This window comes from Castellaniella sp. MT123, from assembly GCF_039614765.1.
In the GTDB taxonomy this organism is placed as follows: domain Bacteria; phylum Pseudomonadota; class Gammaproteobacteria; order Burkholderiales; family Burkholderiaceae_B; genus Castellaniella.
Genome location: NZ_CP154879.1, coordinates 3,127,654 through 3,142,127, shown reverse-complemented (window position 1 = coordinate 3,142,127; position 14,474 = coordinate 3,127,654). Strand labels below are relative to the sequence as shown.

Sequence of the window (14,474 nt, the reverse complement as noted above, 5' to 3'; positions counted from 1 at the left end):
ATGACAGCGACTGTCACTGACCATGGCTGGAACCCCTCGTTTTCCCTAAGACGGCGCCCATAGACCATTTCACAGTCTGCACTGAACCGATGGAGCGGCAATCGAACGCGGTGGATCGGGACCGGATGCAAGGTGGGCCAACGCCCGCGCGTCGCCCGTGCCTGCGCACAGGTACGACAACAGAATTCGTGATCAGGACGACTGGTACTGCTGCGCCGCGACTTCCTGGGCCTTGCGCAGGCGTTCCCTGCTATTGGCCAGGTGGGTCCGCATGGCGGCCCTGGCGGCGTCTGGATCCTTGCGGACAATGGCGTTGTAGATGTCCTCGTGTTCCAGATGGACACGTTCCAGGTAACGTGACCGGTCGCCTTCCGCGTGCGCGACCGAGTCGACCCGCGTCCGGGGAATGATGGCCTTGCCCAGCTGTTTGAGGATGTCGTGGAAATAGCGGTTGCCAGTCGCGGTCGCCACCAGCAGGTGAAAAGCCACGTCCGAGACGACGGCATTGCCGGTTTTTTTACGGACGTGCTCGGCGAATTCATCCAGAATCGTGCGCAGCTGATGCACGTGGGCATCCGTGCGCCGCAAGGCCGCCAGGCCGGCCGCCTCGGTTTCCAGGCTGATGCGCAATTCCAGGATGGCCATGACGTCCAGCATGGTCAGGATGTTTGCCGTGCGGATGCGCAGTTGCTGCTCGTTCTGCGGTTCCAGCAGGAAGGTGCCGATCCCGTGGCGGGTTTCCACCAGCCCCGCCGCCTGCAAGCGCGAGATGGCTTCCCGGATGACCGTGCGGCTGACGCCGAACGATTCCATCAGTTCGGATTCGGTCGGCAGCTTTTCGCCGACATGGAATTCCCCGTTGCGGATGCGCTCGGACAGAGCGGTCACGACATCCTGGGTCAGACTGCGGGAACGGCGGGCGGTGGCAGTGGCCATGATGGACGGAAATATTTGACGTTAGATGACTGTCATCATACTTCAACCCATACCGGGTGAAGGGACGACAGGCCATTACAAACTCAGAACCGTGGCGCCTTGCCGGTCCAGCCTGGCCGGTATTTTCGCATCTGCGCAGCGTCGTTGCGCGAACGAATCCCGCAATCCAGATACTGCCGATGCAATCGGGCCAGGGCATCCTGATCGATGTCCAGGCCCAGCCCGGGGGCATCACCCGGCACGATGGCCCCATCCTGAAAGCGCAGTTGCCCGCCGGCGATCACCTCTTCGTTCGGATCCAGCCACGGGTAATGGGTATCGCAGGCATAGCTGAGCAAGGGCACGCTGGCCGCCACGTGAGCCATGGCCATCAGGCTGATGCCCAGGTGCGAATTCGAATGCATGGACAGCCCCAGGCCGAAGGTCTCGCACATGCGGGCCAGCAACTGCGTATCGCGCAGGCCGCCCCAGTAATGATGATCCGACAGGATGATCTGACACCCCTGCGTCGCGGTGTTGGCGCGGAACTGATCCAGGTCCGTCACCACCATGTTGGTGGCCAGGAGCATGCCAGTCGCCTGGTGCAAGGCGGCCATGTCCGCCAGCGTCGGGCACGGGTCCTCGTAGTATTCCAGCAGCCCGTCCAGTTGCCCGCCCATCGCAATCGCCGTGGACAAGGACCAGTTGCCGTTCGGATCAATCCGCAGGGGCATGCCCGGAAACCGGTGGGCCAGCGCCCGGATGCAGTCGACTTCCTGTTCGGGCGGCAGAACGCCGGCCTTGAGCTTGATGCTTTTGAAGCCATGCCGGTCGATCATGGTTTCCGCCTGCGCCACCAGTTGTTCCGGGGTCAATGCCTCGCCCCAGGCATCATCCTGGTAGTGGGCATCGACGTGGCGCGCATATTTGAAGAACAGATAGGCGCTGAACGGCACCGCGTCGCGCACGCGCCCGCCCAGCAGATCGACCAGCGGCATGCCCAGATACCGGGCCTGCATGTCCAGGAAGGCGACCTCGAACGCGGAATACAGCTTCTGGACATTCTTCGCGGGATCGGTGCCCGGCGCCAGCGTGAAGGCCGTGCCGGCGCTGGTCCGCGTGCGCGCGACGACATCCCGCACCCGCTGGCGCAAACCGTTCAGATTGAAAGGATCCAGCCCCGCCAGATCGGGTGCCAGGGCCTGCAGCAGTTCCAGCACTGGCGCATCCCCATAGGTTTCCCCCAGGCCGACATGCCCGGTGTCGCTTTCGAGTTCGATGATGGTGCGCAGCGCGTAAGGTTCGTGGATGCCGGCCGCATTCAGCAGCGGAGGATCCTTGAACGCGATCGGGGTGATCCTGATGGTCTTGAGCTTCATGACTGGTGTGCCGCGGAGCGGATCCGGGTGATTGTTTTTACGATGTCGTATGACGAAATGACTGTAGAGGTCTGGATTCCAGCAGCCTATTAGGGAATATACCAATTTTGGTCAAAAATTCTTAAATGCCATTATTTATCAATAAGTTGCCATTAGCAGATTAATTTTCACGATATTTTTCTACTTCTAAACCTAAAAAATAGACTATGCCAAGACAAATTCAAGTTATATGATGACTTATGAGGAAGGACACAACAATTCCCGGGGACATCATGCGCTGTTTTCCCCTGGACCCGGTTCTTTCCGTGCATAGGTGAACACACAAGGAGACACCCATGAAAGGCACCAAGCAGACGTCACGACGCATGCGATTTCACGCGCTGGCGGGCGCCCTGACCCTGGCATGCGCCGCCGTTTCGGTTCACGCTGAACCTGTGGCGCTGAACATAGTCGACGTGGCCGGCAATCTGGCGGTCACGCAAAAAGCGCTGGAATCCTTCCGTGACCAGAATCCCGGTCTGGTTTCCAGCATGACCTTCACCAACGCGCCGGCGCCGCAGCTGCCTGGAAAGATCAAGGCCATGCAGAAGGCCAACCGCGCGGACATCGATCTGGTCCTGACCGGCACCGATGCGCTGGCCGCTGGCATCGAACAGGACCTGTGGGTCAAACTGCTGCCCGACCATCAGGACAAGTTCAAGGACATCCTGAATAAGTACCACCGCAACGCCGCCCGGATGCAGGATCTGGCTAAAGGCTACGGGCTGGAAGTCAGTTTCATGCAGTCGGGTCCACTGCTGGAATACAACCCCGACAAGGTCAAGAATCCGCCCAAAACCCCGGCCGAACTGCTGGCCTGGTGCAAGGCCAACCCCAATCAGTTCCTGTACGCGCGCCCGGCCAACTCCGGCCCCGGCCGCACCTTCCTGATGGGCCTGCCCTACCTGCTGGGCGACAAGGACCCCTATGATCCGATCAAAGGTTGGGACAACACCTGGAAGTTCCTGAAAGAGCTGAACGACTGCGTCCCCTACTACCCGGGTGGTACCTCGGCCATCATGAAGGAACTCGGCCAGGGCAGCCGCACCATGACCGTGACCGTGACAGGCTGGGACATCAACCCGCGGGCGCTGGGCATCGTACCGGCCAACTTCAAGATCCAGGCCTTCGACAACTTCACCTGGGTGAACGACGCACACTACATGGTGATCCCGAAGGGCGTCTCGGCGAAAAAGCAGGAGGTCCTGTTCAAGCTCATGGACTTCATGCTGCAACCCAAGCAGCAGGCCATGACCTACGACACGGGCTACTTCTATCCGGGTCCGGCCATCCGCGACGTGCCGCTGTCGGCCGCGCCGAAGGAAAGCCAGGAAGTCATCGAGAAGTATGGCCGTTCGGAATATGCCGACCTGACCGCCCGCCGGCCCAGCGCGGTTCCGCTGGACGCCAAGGCCATGGTTGCGGCCTTCCAGAAATGGGACACCGACATCGGCGCCCTGAAGAAGTAAACCTGGCCTGATCACCCGCCCGCATCCACCTGTCCGGACGCGGGCGGCCTGTTTTCCCCTGGATGTTGCACATGAACGAAAATTTCCAACAGCTGCGCCTGGATGGCGTCGGACGACAGTACGCCACGGCATCGGGTTCCAATGTCGCCGCCCTGCGCGACCTCAGTCTCGACATCCGGCGCGGCGAGTTCATCGCGCTGCTGGGCCCATCGGGCTGCGGCAAATCGACAGCGCTGAACTGCCTGGCCGGACTGGCCGAACTCAGCTCCGGCAGTATCTGGCTGGACGACACACGAATCGACGTGCTGCCTCCTGAACGGCGTGGGTTCGGCATGGTCTTCCAGAATTACGCCCTCTTTCCGCACATGAGCGTTCTCGACAACGTCGGCTTCGGCCTGCGTATGCGCGGCGTACCAAAGCACGAGATCACCAGCCGGGTCAAGGCCGCGCTGACGCTGGTCCAGCTCGAAGGGCACGAATCCAAACTGCCCGGTCAGCTCTCGGGCGGGCAGCAGCAGCGAGTCGCCATCGCGCGCGCCATCGTCATCGAGCCGCCCGTGATCCTGATGGACGAACCTCTGTCCAACCTGGACGCCAAGCTGCGAGTCGAGATGCGCGCGGAAATCCGCCGCATTCACCGCCAGCTGGAACGCGCCACGATCTACGTCACCCACGACCAGGACGAGGCCCTGTCGATGGCCGACCGGATCGTCGTGATGCGCGCAGGCAGCGTCCAGCAGGTCGGCACCCCGCGCGAAGTCTACGGCCGCCCGCGCAATCTGCACGTCGCGCGCTTCATGGGCTATCGCAACGTGCTGCCCTTCCAGGTTACCCGTCAGGAAGGCGACCGGATCACGGTCACTCAGGGACCGGTCCGACTCAACGGCGAGGCGATGTCGGTGCCGACGGACACGCAGACCGTGGCCGTCGCCATGAGGCCCGACGATTTCGAGGTCGCGGCCGATGGCCAGGACAACTGCATCGACACCACCGTCCAGCACATCGAGTTCGGCGGACGCAGTTCGCTGCTGGTCGTGAACAGCGAAATCGGCGAACTGTTCGTGCGCATCGGCGGCAACTTCCAGCCCGGCGACCGGATCCGCCTGCATATTCCTGCCGATCGGGTGCTTGCCTATGCGGAGGCCGCATGAGCGCCGCAGATCTCTCCCTGGCACCCAGAGGGGATCGCCGGGGCTGGCTGGTCGCCCCCGCAGTCGTGCTGCTGCTGGCGCTCTTTGTCTATCCATTCCTGTACGGCGTGGTCATTTCATTCCAGCCCATGGAAGGCACCAACATCTGGGCCAACTATATTCACTTCTTCACGACGTCGACCGAATGGGGCACGCTGTGGGCCACCTTCAAGCTCGCCGCGCCGGCGACGCTGATCAACGTCGGGATGGCCGTCCCAGTTGCGTTCTCCCTGCGCCGCAACAGCCGCAAGCAGCGCATCGTCACCACCATTCTGGTCATCCCCATCACCCTGGGAACCGTGCTGATCGCCGACGGGATGCTGACGTACTTCGGCCCGTCAGGCTGGTTCTCGCAGGCGGTGCACGCCCTGCATCTGTACACACCCGAAGTCCGGCTGACACATAACTACTGGGGCGTGCTGATCTCCCTGGTGATCTCCGACTTTCCGTTTGTCTTTCTGCTGACGCTTTCGTACATCTCGGGCATCGACCCGACGCTGGCCAAGGCCGCGGGTACGCTGGGCGCCAATAGCTGGCAGCAGTTCCGCCTGATCTACCTGCCGCTGCTGGTGCCCGGCCTGAGCATGGCCGCCGCTCTGTCCTTCGTGCAGACCTTCGCGGTCTTCCCGTCCGCGATCCTGCTGGGCGCGCCGGCGGGCCCCACTCGGGTGATATCCATCGCCGCCTACGAGGCAGCCTTCGAACAGTACGACTACGGCATGGCGTCGGCGATCGCCATCGTGATGGGTTTTGCGCAGTTGCTCATCGTTTGCGCAATCTTCGCGTTCCGGCGGGCTTTCTATACCGGGCCGGCCACCAGTGGCAAGGGGTAAACACATGAACGTCAACACACATACCGCGCCTGGCGGCCGCCGACGCTGGGGCTGGCTGTGGCGCGCCACAGTCTGGACCGTCATGGGGTTCTTTCTGCTGAACGTGGTCTTCATGATCGCCACGGTGGTGGTGAATTCCATCGCCACCCGCTGGTTCGGAACCCTGCTGCCGGAAGGCTTCACGCTGGGCTGGTACGGCCGCGCGTGGGATGAATTCCAGCTGAGCCACATCCTGCTGGTCACGCTCGAAGTCGTCGTTTCGGTCGTCGTCCTCTCGATCGCGCTGGGGGTGCCGGCGGCCTACGCATTGGCCCGCGCCAACTTCCCGGGCAAGCGGCTGGTGATGCTGCTGATCATCATCCCCATGCTGATCCCACCCGTCACTTACGGGATTCCGATGGCCACGGCCATGTATCAGGTCGGTGTGGGCGGCACCCTGGCGGGGGTCATCCTGTCGAACCTGGTGCCTGCCCTGCCCTTCGTGATCCTGGTCATGACCCCCTTCATCGAACAGATCGACCCAGGCCTGGAATCCGCCGCGCGGATCTTCGGCGCCAACACCTATCAGTATTTCCGCCACGTGCTGACGCCCCTGCTGGTGCCCGGCATGCTGGCTGCGGGATTGCTGGTGCTGGTGCGCACCATCAGCATGTTCGAACTGACCTTCTTCACGGCCGGACCCGACTCCCAGACACTGGTGGTCGCCCTGTACTATGCCGTCTTCTCGACGGGGGTGCGGGCACCGCAGGCGATCGACGCCATGGCCATGATCTACATGGCCATCACCATGGTCTGGGTGTTGATCGCCCTGCGCTTCGTCAGCCCGACCCAACTGGTCAGCCGGGTCAAGGATGCGCCACGTGAGGCATGACCGGGACAACCGGCCATGATGCCCCCCTGGATGGACGCCGAGCCGGACCGATGCCTGACCCTGAACCAGGGTCCGCATCGGGTCCGGGTAGCGCCCGCCGCAGGCGGCCGCATCCTGAACTGGACCACCGATCTGCCTGAAGGGCCCCGCGAATGGCTGGTGCCCATCGAAGCCACTAACTGGCCGGCGCACGAATGGCCCAAAGGCGGCCTGTTTCCCCTGGCCCCCTTTTCCAACCGCATTCGCGACGCCCGCCTGCGCTGGGAAGGCCGGACTCTGAAAGTCGATCCGCTGCCCGGTCACCCGCATGCCCTGCATGGGCAAGCACAACGCATGGCCTGGAATGTGATCCAGACGGAAGCGGATCTGGCCGTGCTGGAAGTCCACCATCCGGCGGGGGACGATGGCTGGCCCTGGGCCTGGTCCCTGCGCCAGACCATCCGGCTGTCGGTTGAAGGTCTGGATATCGAGCTTGCCCTGCGCAATCAGGATCCCCGACGCATGCCGGCGGGCCTGGGTCTGCACCCCTATTTCACGGCCTGCGGCACGCGGCTGGATGCCACCACCGACTGGGCACATGAACAGGAACTGGCGCTCTTTCCCAGACCTAATCGCCAGGATTCCTGGCAGCGCACCGACACCACCTGGACCGCCTTCCTGTCAGGCTGGTCGGGTCATGCCGCGATCCAATGGCCATCCGGCCCGGGCCTGGCCCTGCGGGTCCGGGGTCCACTGGATCACGTCGTTCTGCACTGCAACGCCGGGCGCTACCTGTGCGTGGAGCCCGCCACCCATGTCTGCGACGCGGTCAATCTGGCGGCGGCCGGCGCCCCGGGGACCGGGCTCATCACACTGGATCCTGGTGAAACACTGAGCGTCGGGATGACACTGAACATCCAGCGCTGAAGCACTCGACACACGCGGGCGATACACTGACGCGGCACGGGTCTGCTGCGGCACACGGGTTCGCTCCCTCCGCTTGACACTGCAAGGGCGGTTCAAAAAAAACGAAAGGGCGGCTCATCGCCGCCCCTTCCGGTTCCCGTCAGCAAACGATCAAGGGCGCTTGCCGCACTCGGCGGTTTCCGTCGTCCAGGCGCGCGCCTGATCGCTGAGGGTGAAGCCCAGGCCAGGTCGATTCGGGACCAGCATGCGCCCGTCCTTCATCACCAGACGCTCGTTGAACAGCGGCTCCAGCCATTCGAAGTGTTCCAGCCAGGGTTCGCGCGGATAGGCGGCCGCCAGATGCAGGTGGACTTCCATGGCGAAGTGCGGCGCCATGCTCAGGCCGTGATAGTCGGCCAGCTGCATGATCTTCAGGAACTGCGTGATGCCGCCGACACGGGGCGCGTCGGGCTGAAAGAAGTCCGACGCATGGGCCTCGATCAGTTCCGCATGCTCGCGAAAGCTGGTGAGCATCTCGCCGGTGGCGATCGGCGTGTCGAACGTTGCCGCCAGCGCCGCGTGGCCCTGGACGTCATAGGCGTCCAGCGGTTCCTCGATCCAGGTCAGGCCGTACTGTTCCAGCACCCGGCACATGCGGGCCGCCGTCATCCGGTCCCATTGCTGATTGGCATCGACCATCAGCGGGAAGCTGTCGCCCAGCTTCTTGCGCACCGCATCGACACGCTGCAGATCGACCGCATGGTCCGGATGGCCGACCTTGATCTTGATGCCGCCGATGCCACGGGCCCGCGAAGCATCCACATTGTCCAGCACCTGATCCAGCGGCGTGGACAGGAAGCCTCCCGAGGTGTTGTACAGGCGCACCGAATCCCGATGTGCGCCCAGCAATTTCGCCAGCGGCAGGCCGGCGCGCTTGGCCTTCATGTCCCACAAGGCGATGTCGAACGGGGCGATGGCCTGCACGGTCAGGCCGCTGCGGCCCACGGACGCGCCGGCCCAGGACAGCCGTTCCCAGAGCCGCTGGATATCGCTGGGATCCTCGCCCAGCAGGGTCGGCGCGATCTCTTTGGCATGGGCATACATACCCGGGCCGCCCGCCCGCTTCGAATACGCGAACCCGAGGCCTTCGTGGCCATCGCGGGTGCGGATCTCGCAGAAAATCATGGCGACTTCGGTCAGCGGCTTCTGGCGACCGGTGAAGACTTTGGCGTCGCTGATGGGTGTCGGCAGCGGCAGAAAGGCCAGCGACAGCTTGATCCAGACAACACGGTCACCGCTTCCGTCGGCGGCCGAGGCGGCACCGGCAGGAGCGGCGAACGAGGCGGATTCAGGGGTAGACATGATGAGTTACTCTCCGAGGCAGATTATCAAAACCAACACGAACTACGGCAGAATCACTGCCGCAAGCAATTCAGACGGCCCCACGGGTGTTGACGAAGAGGCCATACAAGTTCTTCCCGGCCGCCATGAAGAGGCGATTGCCTTTTGATCCGCCAAAGCAGATATTGGCGCATCGTTCCGGCAAATGGATATGCCCGATCGGTTCCCCGGCCGGATTGAATATCCGCACCCCATCCAGGGAATCCGAACCCATGCCCCAGCCGCACCAGAGGTTCCCATCCTCATCGCAACGGATACCGTCCGACGTCCCCGGCCCGCAATCGATCAGGGCCTGGCGGCCGGACAGCTGCCAATCCGGGCCGACATCGAACGCGTAAATCAGGCGATGGGGCCTGGCCCTGGAGTCAACCACATACAGTTTGGACTCGTCAGGAGAAAAACAGAGGCCATTGGGGCCCGCCATGTCGGCGAACACCAGGTGCAGCACGCCGGTCTGTCCGTCAATCCGGTACAGGCTGGGGGGAAGCTGCGGCGTCTCGACGGTTCCCTCGTAGCGTCCATGCAGACCAAACGGCGGATCGCTGAACCAGACCGAACCATCCGAACTGACGACCACGTCGTTGGGGGAATTCAGGGGCCGTCCTTCGAACGAGTCCGCCAGAACCGTGATGGAACCATCGTGTTCCGTGCGCGTGACACGGCGCCCGAGATGTTCGCAACTGACCAGCCGCCCCTGACGATCACGCGTATTGCCATTGGCAATGTTGCTGGGCGACCGAAAGATCGACACATGGCCGTCGCTTTCTTCCCACTTCAGGATCCGCTCGTTGGGAAGATCGCTCCATAACAGATAGCGCCCTGCGGGAAACCAGACCGGCCCTTCCCCCCAGCGGGTTCCGGTCGCCAGGCGTTCCACGGCGGCGTTGAACAGACGATATTTTTCAAAATCGGGATGGATGATCTCGATACGAGGGTCTGGATACCGTTCGCTTTCTTCCCACATGTTTCATTCACCTGTGATTTTTTTGGGCAGATCGACACCGTTGTATTGTTTGTAGAATCCGTTCAGTTTTCCGTTTTTCAAATTGGTACGGATCGAGTGTGGTTTTCATGCCCTGCAGTAACATGGGCCAGTGCTGCAGCACTGCCAGGAAATCGAATTGATAAGACATCGAACAGAACCAAATGAAAAATCGCATCCCGACGAAAATGCGACGTACTGAACACTTCCAGAGTGGGTGGCGCTGACGGCTCGTCATTACTCATAAGTCATCATATAAGTATTATGGAAGCCTGCACAAGCCAGGGATTGCCATCACCACTCGAGACCGCAGGAACACGCCTGCAGATCATGCTAGATGACTAGGAAATGAAGATATTTAACCGCTACTCCTCCAAACCTAGGGATTTCCATTAAGGGTTTTCTCTACTGTTTGTCGACACTGAAAACGGCTGGATGAAACGCCACCTGGCTGACGCCTGACGATCGTGGCGCCCAGGAAATCCTCACGCGGCACCACATACGTTGTATGATAACTTACCTGTGAAATTGAACTCCACGGAGATTTCCCTATGCCCATCATCGGCATGCAACTCATCGGCAAACAAAACATCCCTGGCGCCGGCGAGGCTTTCCAGGCGGTCAATCCGGCCACCGGCCAGACCCTGTCTCCCGCCTGGAAAGGCGCCGACGCCCGCCAGGTCGACCAGGCCGTCGGCCTGGCCACCCAGGCATTCGCCAGCTATCGGGAAACCACGCTCGAACATCGGGCGACCTTCCTGGAGGCGATCGCACAAGCCATCCTGGATCTGGGCGACGAATTGATCGAACGCGCCATGCTGGAAACGGGTCTGCCCCGCCCCCGCCTGGAAGGCGAACGCGGCCGCACAGTCAACCAATTGCGTCTGTTCGCCCGGGTAGTGCGCGACGGCGACTGGATCGATGCCCGCATCGATCATGCCTTGCCCGACCGCAAGCCCGCGCCGCGCAGCGACCTGCGCACGCGGCACATTCCACTGGGCCCCGTCGCCGTTTTCGGTTCCAGCAATTTCCCGCTGGCGTTCTCGGTGGCGGGCGGCGATACCGCCTCGGCTCTGGCTGCGGGCGCACCGGTCGTCGTCAAGGCGCACCCGGCCCACCCCGGCACGTCGGAACTCGTCGGTCAGGCGATCCGCGCCGCTGTCCAGCAGTGCCAGCTCCATGAAGGCGTGTTCTCCTTGCTCGCCGGCCCAGGCATCGAACTGGGCCTGTCGCTGGTGCGCCATCCCGGTATTCAGGCGGTGGGGTTCACCGGTTCGCGCCAGGGCGGCATTGCCCTGATGCACGCCGCCGCCCAGCGCCCCGTGCCGATCCCCGTCTACGCGGAAATGAGCAGCACCAACCCGGTCTACCTGCTGCCCGGCGCCCTGGCCGCGCGCACCACGACGCTGGCCGACCAGTTTTCGGTCTCGCTGCTGGGCAGCGCCGGACAGCTGTGCACGAACCCCGGCCTGGTCATCGCCCTGAACGGCCCGGATCTGGACCGTTTCATCGCACAGGTCAGCGGTAACGTCCGGGCGGCACCGGCTGCCACCATGCTCACCCCAGGCATCGCCCGCGCCTACCGTACCGGTGTCGAGCGCCTGCTGGCGCACCCGGCTGTCGACGGCCTGGCGCGAGGCACTTCCGACGAGACGCCCGCTCACTGCCAGGCCAATCTCGCGGTGACGACGGCACAGGCCTTTCTGGCCGACCCGGAGGGCCTGGGCGCGGAAGTCTTCGGCGCCAGTTCTCTGATCGTGCGCTGCGCGGACGCGGCGGAATTCACGGCCCTGGCGCAGGCACTGGAAGGCCAGCTGACGGCGACGATCCACCTGGAATCCGGTCCGGACGACGCGCTCGCGGCCGCCCTGATCCCGATCCTGGAACTGAAGGCGGGCCGCATCCTGGCCAACGGCTTCCCGACGGGGGTCGAGGTCTGCGATGCAATGGTGCATGGCGGCCCCTACCCCGCCACGTCCGACAGCCGTACGACCTCGGTCGGCACCCTGGCCATTCGCCGGTTCCTGCGTCCCGTGTGCTATCAGGACATTCCCGACGCGCTACTGCCCGCCGCCCTTCAGGCGACCAATCCCTGGCACATCAACCGATCCGAACGTTGAACACGAGCTCCGCAGGAATCCCCATGACACAGCAGACACCTCAGGTCACCAAAGTCACGGTCGTGCCCGTCGCCGGCCAGGACAGCATGCTGCTGAACCTCAGCGGCGCGCATGGCCCCTACTTCACCCGCAACATCGTCCTGATCGACGATAGCGCCGGCCACCAGGGCCTGGGTGAAGTTCCCGGCGGCGAGAAGATCCGTGCCGAGATCGAGCGGCTGGGCCGGCAGCTGATCGGACAACCGATCGGCCAGATCAACGAACTGCTGGAACGCTGCCGCAAGGCCACCCAGGGCGGCACGGAAGACCGGCGCGGGACCCAGACCTTCGATCTGCGCACCGGCGTCCACGTCGTCACCGCACTCGAATCCGCGCTGCTGGATCTGCTCGGCCAGCATCTGGGCGTGCCTGTGGCCGCGCTGCTGGCCGATGGCCGCCAGCGCGACAAGGTCGAGGCACTGGGGTATCTGTTCTACATCGGTGACGCGGGCAAGACGACGCTGGGTTACCGCCAGGAAGACGCCGCGGACGATGAATGGTTCCGCCTGCGCAACCAGGAAGCCCTGACCCCCGACGCCGTGGTCCGCCTGGCCCAGGCCGCCCGGGCGCGCTACGGCTTCCGCCATTTCAAACTGAAGGGCGGCGTCCTGGCGGGCGACGCCGAAATCGAGGCCGTCACCGCCCTGGCCGAACACTTCCCGGATGCGCACATCACGCTGGATCCGAACGGCGCCTGGTCCCTGCGGGAAGCCATCCGCCTGTGCCGGGATCAACACCACGTCCTGGCCTACGCGGAAGACCCCTGCGGCGCGGAATCCGGGTATTCGGGCCGGGAGGTCATGGCGGAATTCCGCCGTGCGACCGGTCTGCGCACCGCCACCAACATGATCGCGACCGACTGGCGCGAGATGATGCATGCGATTCAGCTGCAGTCCGTGGACATCCCCCTGGCCGACCCGCACTTCTGGACGATGCGGGGCTCCGTCCGGGTGGCCCAGATGTGCCACGAATGGGGCCTGACCTGGGGCTCTCATTCCAACAACCACTTCGACATTTCGCTGGCCATGTTCACCCACGTCGCGGCTGCGGCGCCCGGCGACATCACAGCCATCGACACGCACTGGATCTGGCAGGACGGCCAGCACCTGACGGCGGATCCGCTGCGCATCATCGATGGCGCGATCGCTGTCCCGCAGGTGCCCGGCCTCGGCATCCGCATCGACTCCGACCGCCTGGCCAGGGCGCATGCGCTGTACCAGGAAAAAGGCCTGGGCAGCCGGGACGATTCCGTGGGCATGCAGTTCCTGATCCCCGGCTGGCGTTTCGACAATAAACAGCCCAGCCTGGTCCGGTCCTGAGAAAAAAAGAATTATGATTCCGCTGCCAGGCCGCTGATGATCAGCGCCTGGCGCTTTCTTTTCCTTCCCTCATGGACACGAACCTTCGCGCGCAGAAACCCTGGCTGGGGCCCGTACTCATGTGCGTGGCCAGCCTGTTTTTCGCCATCCTGGACACCGGCACCAAATATCTTGCCGGGCACTACCCGCTGCTGCAGATCGTCTGGGTGCGTTACATGGCGCAGACGGTCGCCATCGTGCTGATCTTCATGCCCCGCATAGGGCGCCAGCTGTTCGTCGCACACCGCTACCCGATCCAGCTCTTTCGCGGATTGTGCCTGTGCAGCAGCAGCGTCTTCGTCATCCACGGCCTGGCCAGGCTGCCGCTGGCCGAGGCCACGGCCATCGTCTTTCTGGCACCCGTGATCGTGACGATGCTCTCGGGCCTGCTGCTCAAGGAAAAGGCCCGCACCATGGACTGGGTCGCGGTGGCCAGCGGCTTTGCGGGCGTCCTGATCATCGCCCGCCCCGGCGGCGGCCTGCTGACCTGGGCCATCCTGTTTCCCATGGGTTCGGCGATGTGCAACGCCTTCTACCAGATCGTCACGCGCTCGACACGCAGCTCCGAACACGCGGCCACCAGCAATTTCTATACCGGACTGGTGGGGGTGCTGGCACTGGCGCCGTGGGGGGCCAGCGACTGGATGCCAATGCCGGCGGGCGACTTCCTGCTGCTACTGGGGATCGGCGGCATCGCCGCCATCGGCCATTTGACCATTACCTATGCCCTGCTGCACGCCCCGGCGGCGGCGCTGGGCGCCTACAGCTATTCGCAGATCCTGTGGGCCACATTGCTGGGCTGGGCCGCGTTTCAAGCGATACCCGACGCCATGGCGTGGCTTGGCATCCTGGTCATCGCACTGGGCGGCATCCTGCTGTCGGTGCCGCAGGTGCGCCAGATCGGGGCATCGATGTGGCGACTGCGGCCGCGCCGACGCTGACGGCAGAATCCGTCGGCCGGCTTCGGGCCAGGGCCAGCGGGACGCGAATCCC

General features: G+C 63.6%; 12 protein-coding genes. 8 read left to right on the top strand and 4 right to left on the bottom strand.

All coding sequences use genetic code 11. The features are described 5' to 3' along the window. Window positions 1–192 precede the first annotated feature (192 nt). Entirely contained in the window at window positions 193–936 is a 744-nt protein-coding gene (locus ABCV34_RS14795) for a FadR/GntR family transcriptional regulator (protein WP_345796978.1), read from the bottom strand. Window positions 937–1,019: 83 nt separating this feature from the next. Then, complete coding sequence (locus ABCV34_RS14790; RefSeq protein ID WP_345796977.1) at window positions 1,020–2,294, bottom strand: glucarate dehydratase family protein; 1,275 nt, start codon at window positions 2,292–2,294, stop codon at window positions 1,020–1,022. A gap of 365 nt (window positions 2,295–2,659) precedes the next feature. On the opposite strand from ABCV34_RS14790, the gene ABCV34_RS14785 reads away from it, so the two are divergent. From ABCV34_RS14785 to ABCV34_RS14765, 5 genes are all read left to right on the top strand, one after another. Then, a complete protein-coding gene (locus ABCV34_RS14785; RefSeq protein WP_345798801.1) occupies window positions 2,660–3,802 on the top strand; it encodes an extracellular solute-binding protein in 1,143 nt (380 codons plus the stop codon). A 71-nt stretch (window positions 3,803–3,873) separates the two neighbouring features. Beyond that, window positions 3,874–4,953: an ABC transporter ATP-binding protein gene (locus tag ABCV34_RS14780; RefSeq protein WP_345796976.1), complete on the top strand. Its 1,080-nt coding sequence runs from the start codon at window positions 3,874–3,876 to the stop codon at window positions 4,951–4,953. Next, window positions 4,950–5,825 carry a sugar ABC transporter permease gene (locus ABCV34_RS14775; protein WP_345796975.1) on the top strand — a complete coding sequence of 292 codons (876 nt, stop codon included), beginning with the start codon at window positions 4,950–4,952 and terminating at the stop codon, window positions 5,823–5,825. The genes ABCV34_RS14780 and ABCV34_RS14775 overlap by 4 nt, the downstream gene beginning before the upstream one ends. 4 nt (window positions 5,826–5,829) lie before the next feature. Then, entirely contained in the window at window positions 5,830–6,696 is an 867-nt protein-coding gene (locus ABCV34_RS14770) for an ABC transporter permease (protein WP_345796974.1), read from the top strand. 15 nt (window positions 6,697–6,711) lie between these two features. After that, window positions 6,712–7,602 (top strand): aldose epimerase, encoded by an 891-nt coding sequence (locus tag ABCV34_RS14765; RefSeq protein WP_345796973.1) that lies wholly within the window; start codon window positions 6,712–6,714, stop codon window positions 7,600–7,602. A 150-nt stretch (window positions 7,603–7,752) separates the two neighbouring features. Here ABCV34_RS14765 and ABCV34_RS14760 read toward each other — a convergent pair whose 3' ends face one another. Both ABCV34_RS14760 and ABCV34_RS14755 read right to left on the bottom strand, forming a co-directional pair. Then, window positions 7,753–8,943 (bottom strand): mandelate racemase/muconate lactonizing enzyme family protein, encoded by a 1,191-nt coding sequence (locus tag ABCV34_RS14760; protein WP_345796972.1) that lies wholly within the window; start codon window positions 8,941–8,943, stop codon window positions 7,753–7,755. 70 nt (window positions 8,944–9,013) lie between these two features. After that, entirely contained in the window at window positions 9,014–9,946 is a 933-nt protein-coding gene (locus ABCV34_RS14755) for an SMP-30/gluconolactonase/LRE family protein (RefSeq protein ID WP_345796971.1), read from the bottom strand. Between the two features lie 584 nt (window positions 9,947–10,530). Between ABCV34_RS14755 and ABCV34_RS14750 the strand changes: the two genes are divergently transcribed. The 3 genes from ABCV34_RS14750 (at window position 10,531) to ABCV34_RS14740 (ending at window position 14,422) form a co-directional block, all read left to right on the top strand. Then, window positions 10,531–12,084: an aldehyde dehydrogenase (NADP(+)) gene (locus ABCV34_RS14750; RefSeq protein ID WP_345798800.1), complete on the top strand. Its 1,554-nt coding sequence runs from the start codon at window positions 10,531–10,533 to the stop codon at window positions 12,082–12,084. Between the two features lie 23 nt (window positions 12,085–12,107). After that, the gene (locus ABCV34_RS14745; RefSeq protein ID WP_345796970.1) at window positions 12,108–13,442 is read left to right on the top strand and encodes an enolase C-terminal domain-like protein; all 1,335 of its coding nucleotides are present in this window, start codon (window positions 12,108–12,110) and stop codon (window positions 13,440–13,442) included. A gap of 71 nt (window positions 13,443–13,513) precedes the next feature. After that, complete coding sequence (locus ABCV34_RS14740) at window positions 13,514–14,422, top strand: DMT family transporter (protein ID WP_345796969.1); 909 nt, start codon at window positions 13,514–13,516, stop codon at window positions 14,420–14,422. Window positions 14,423–14,474: the final 52 nt, after the last annotated feature.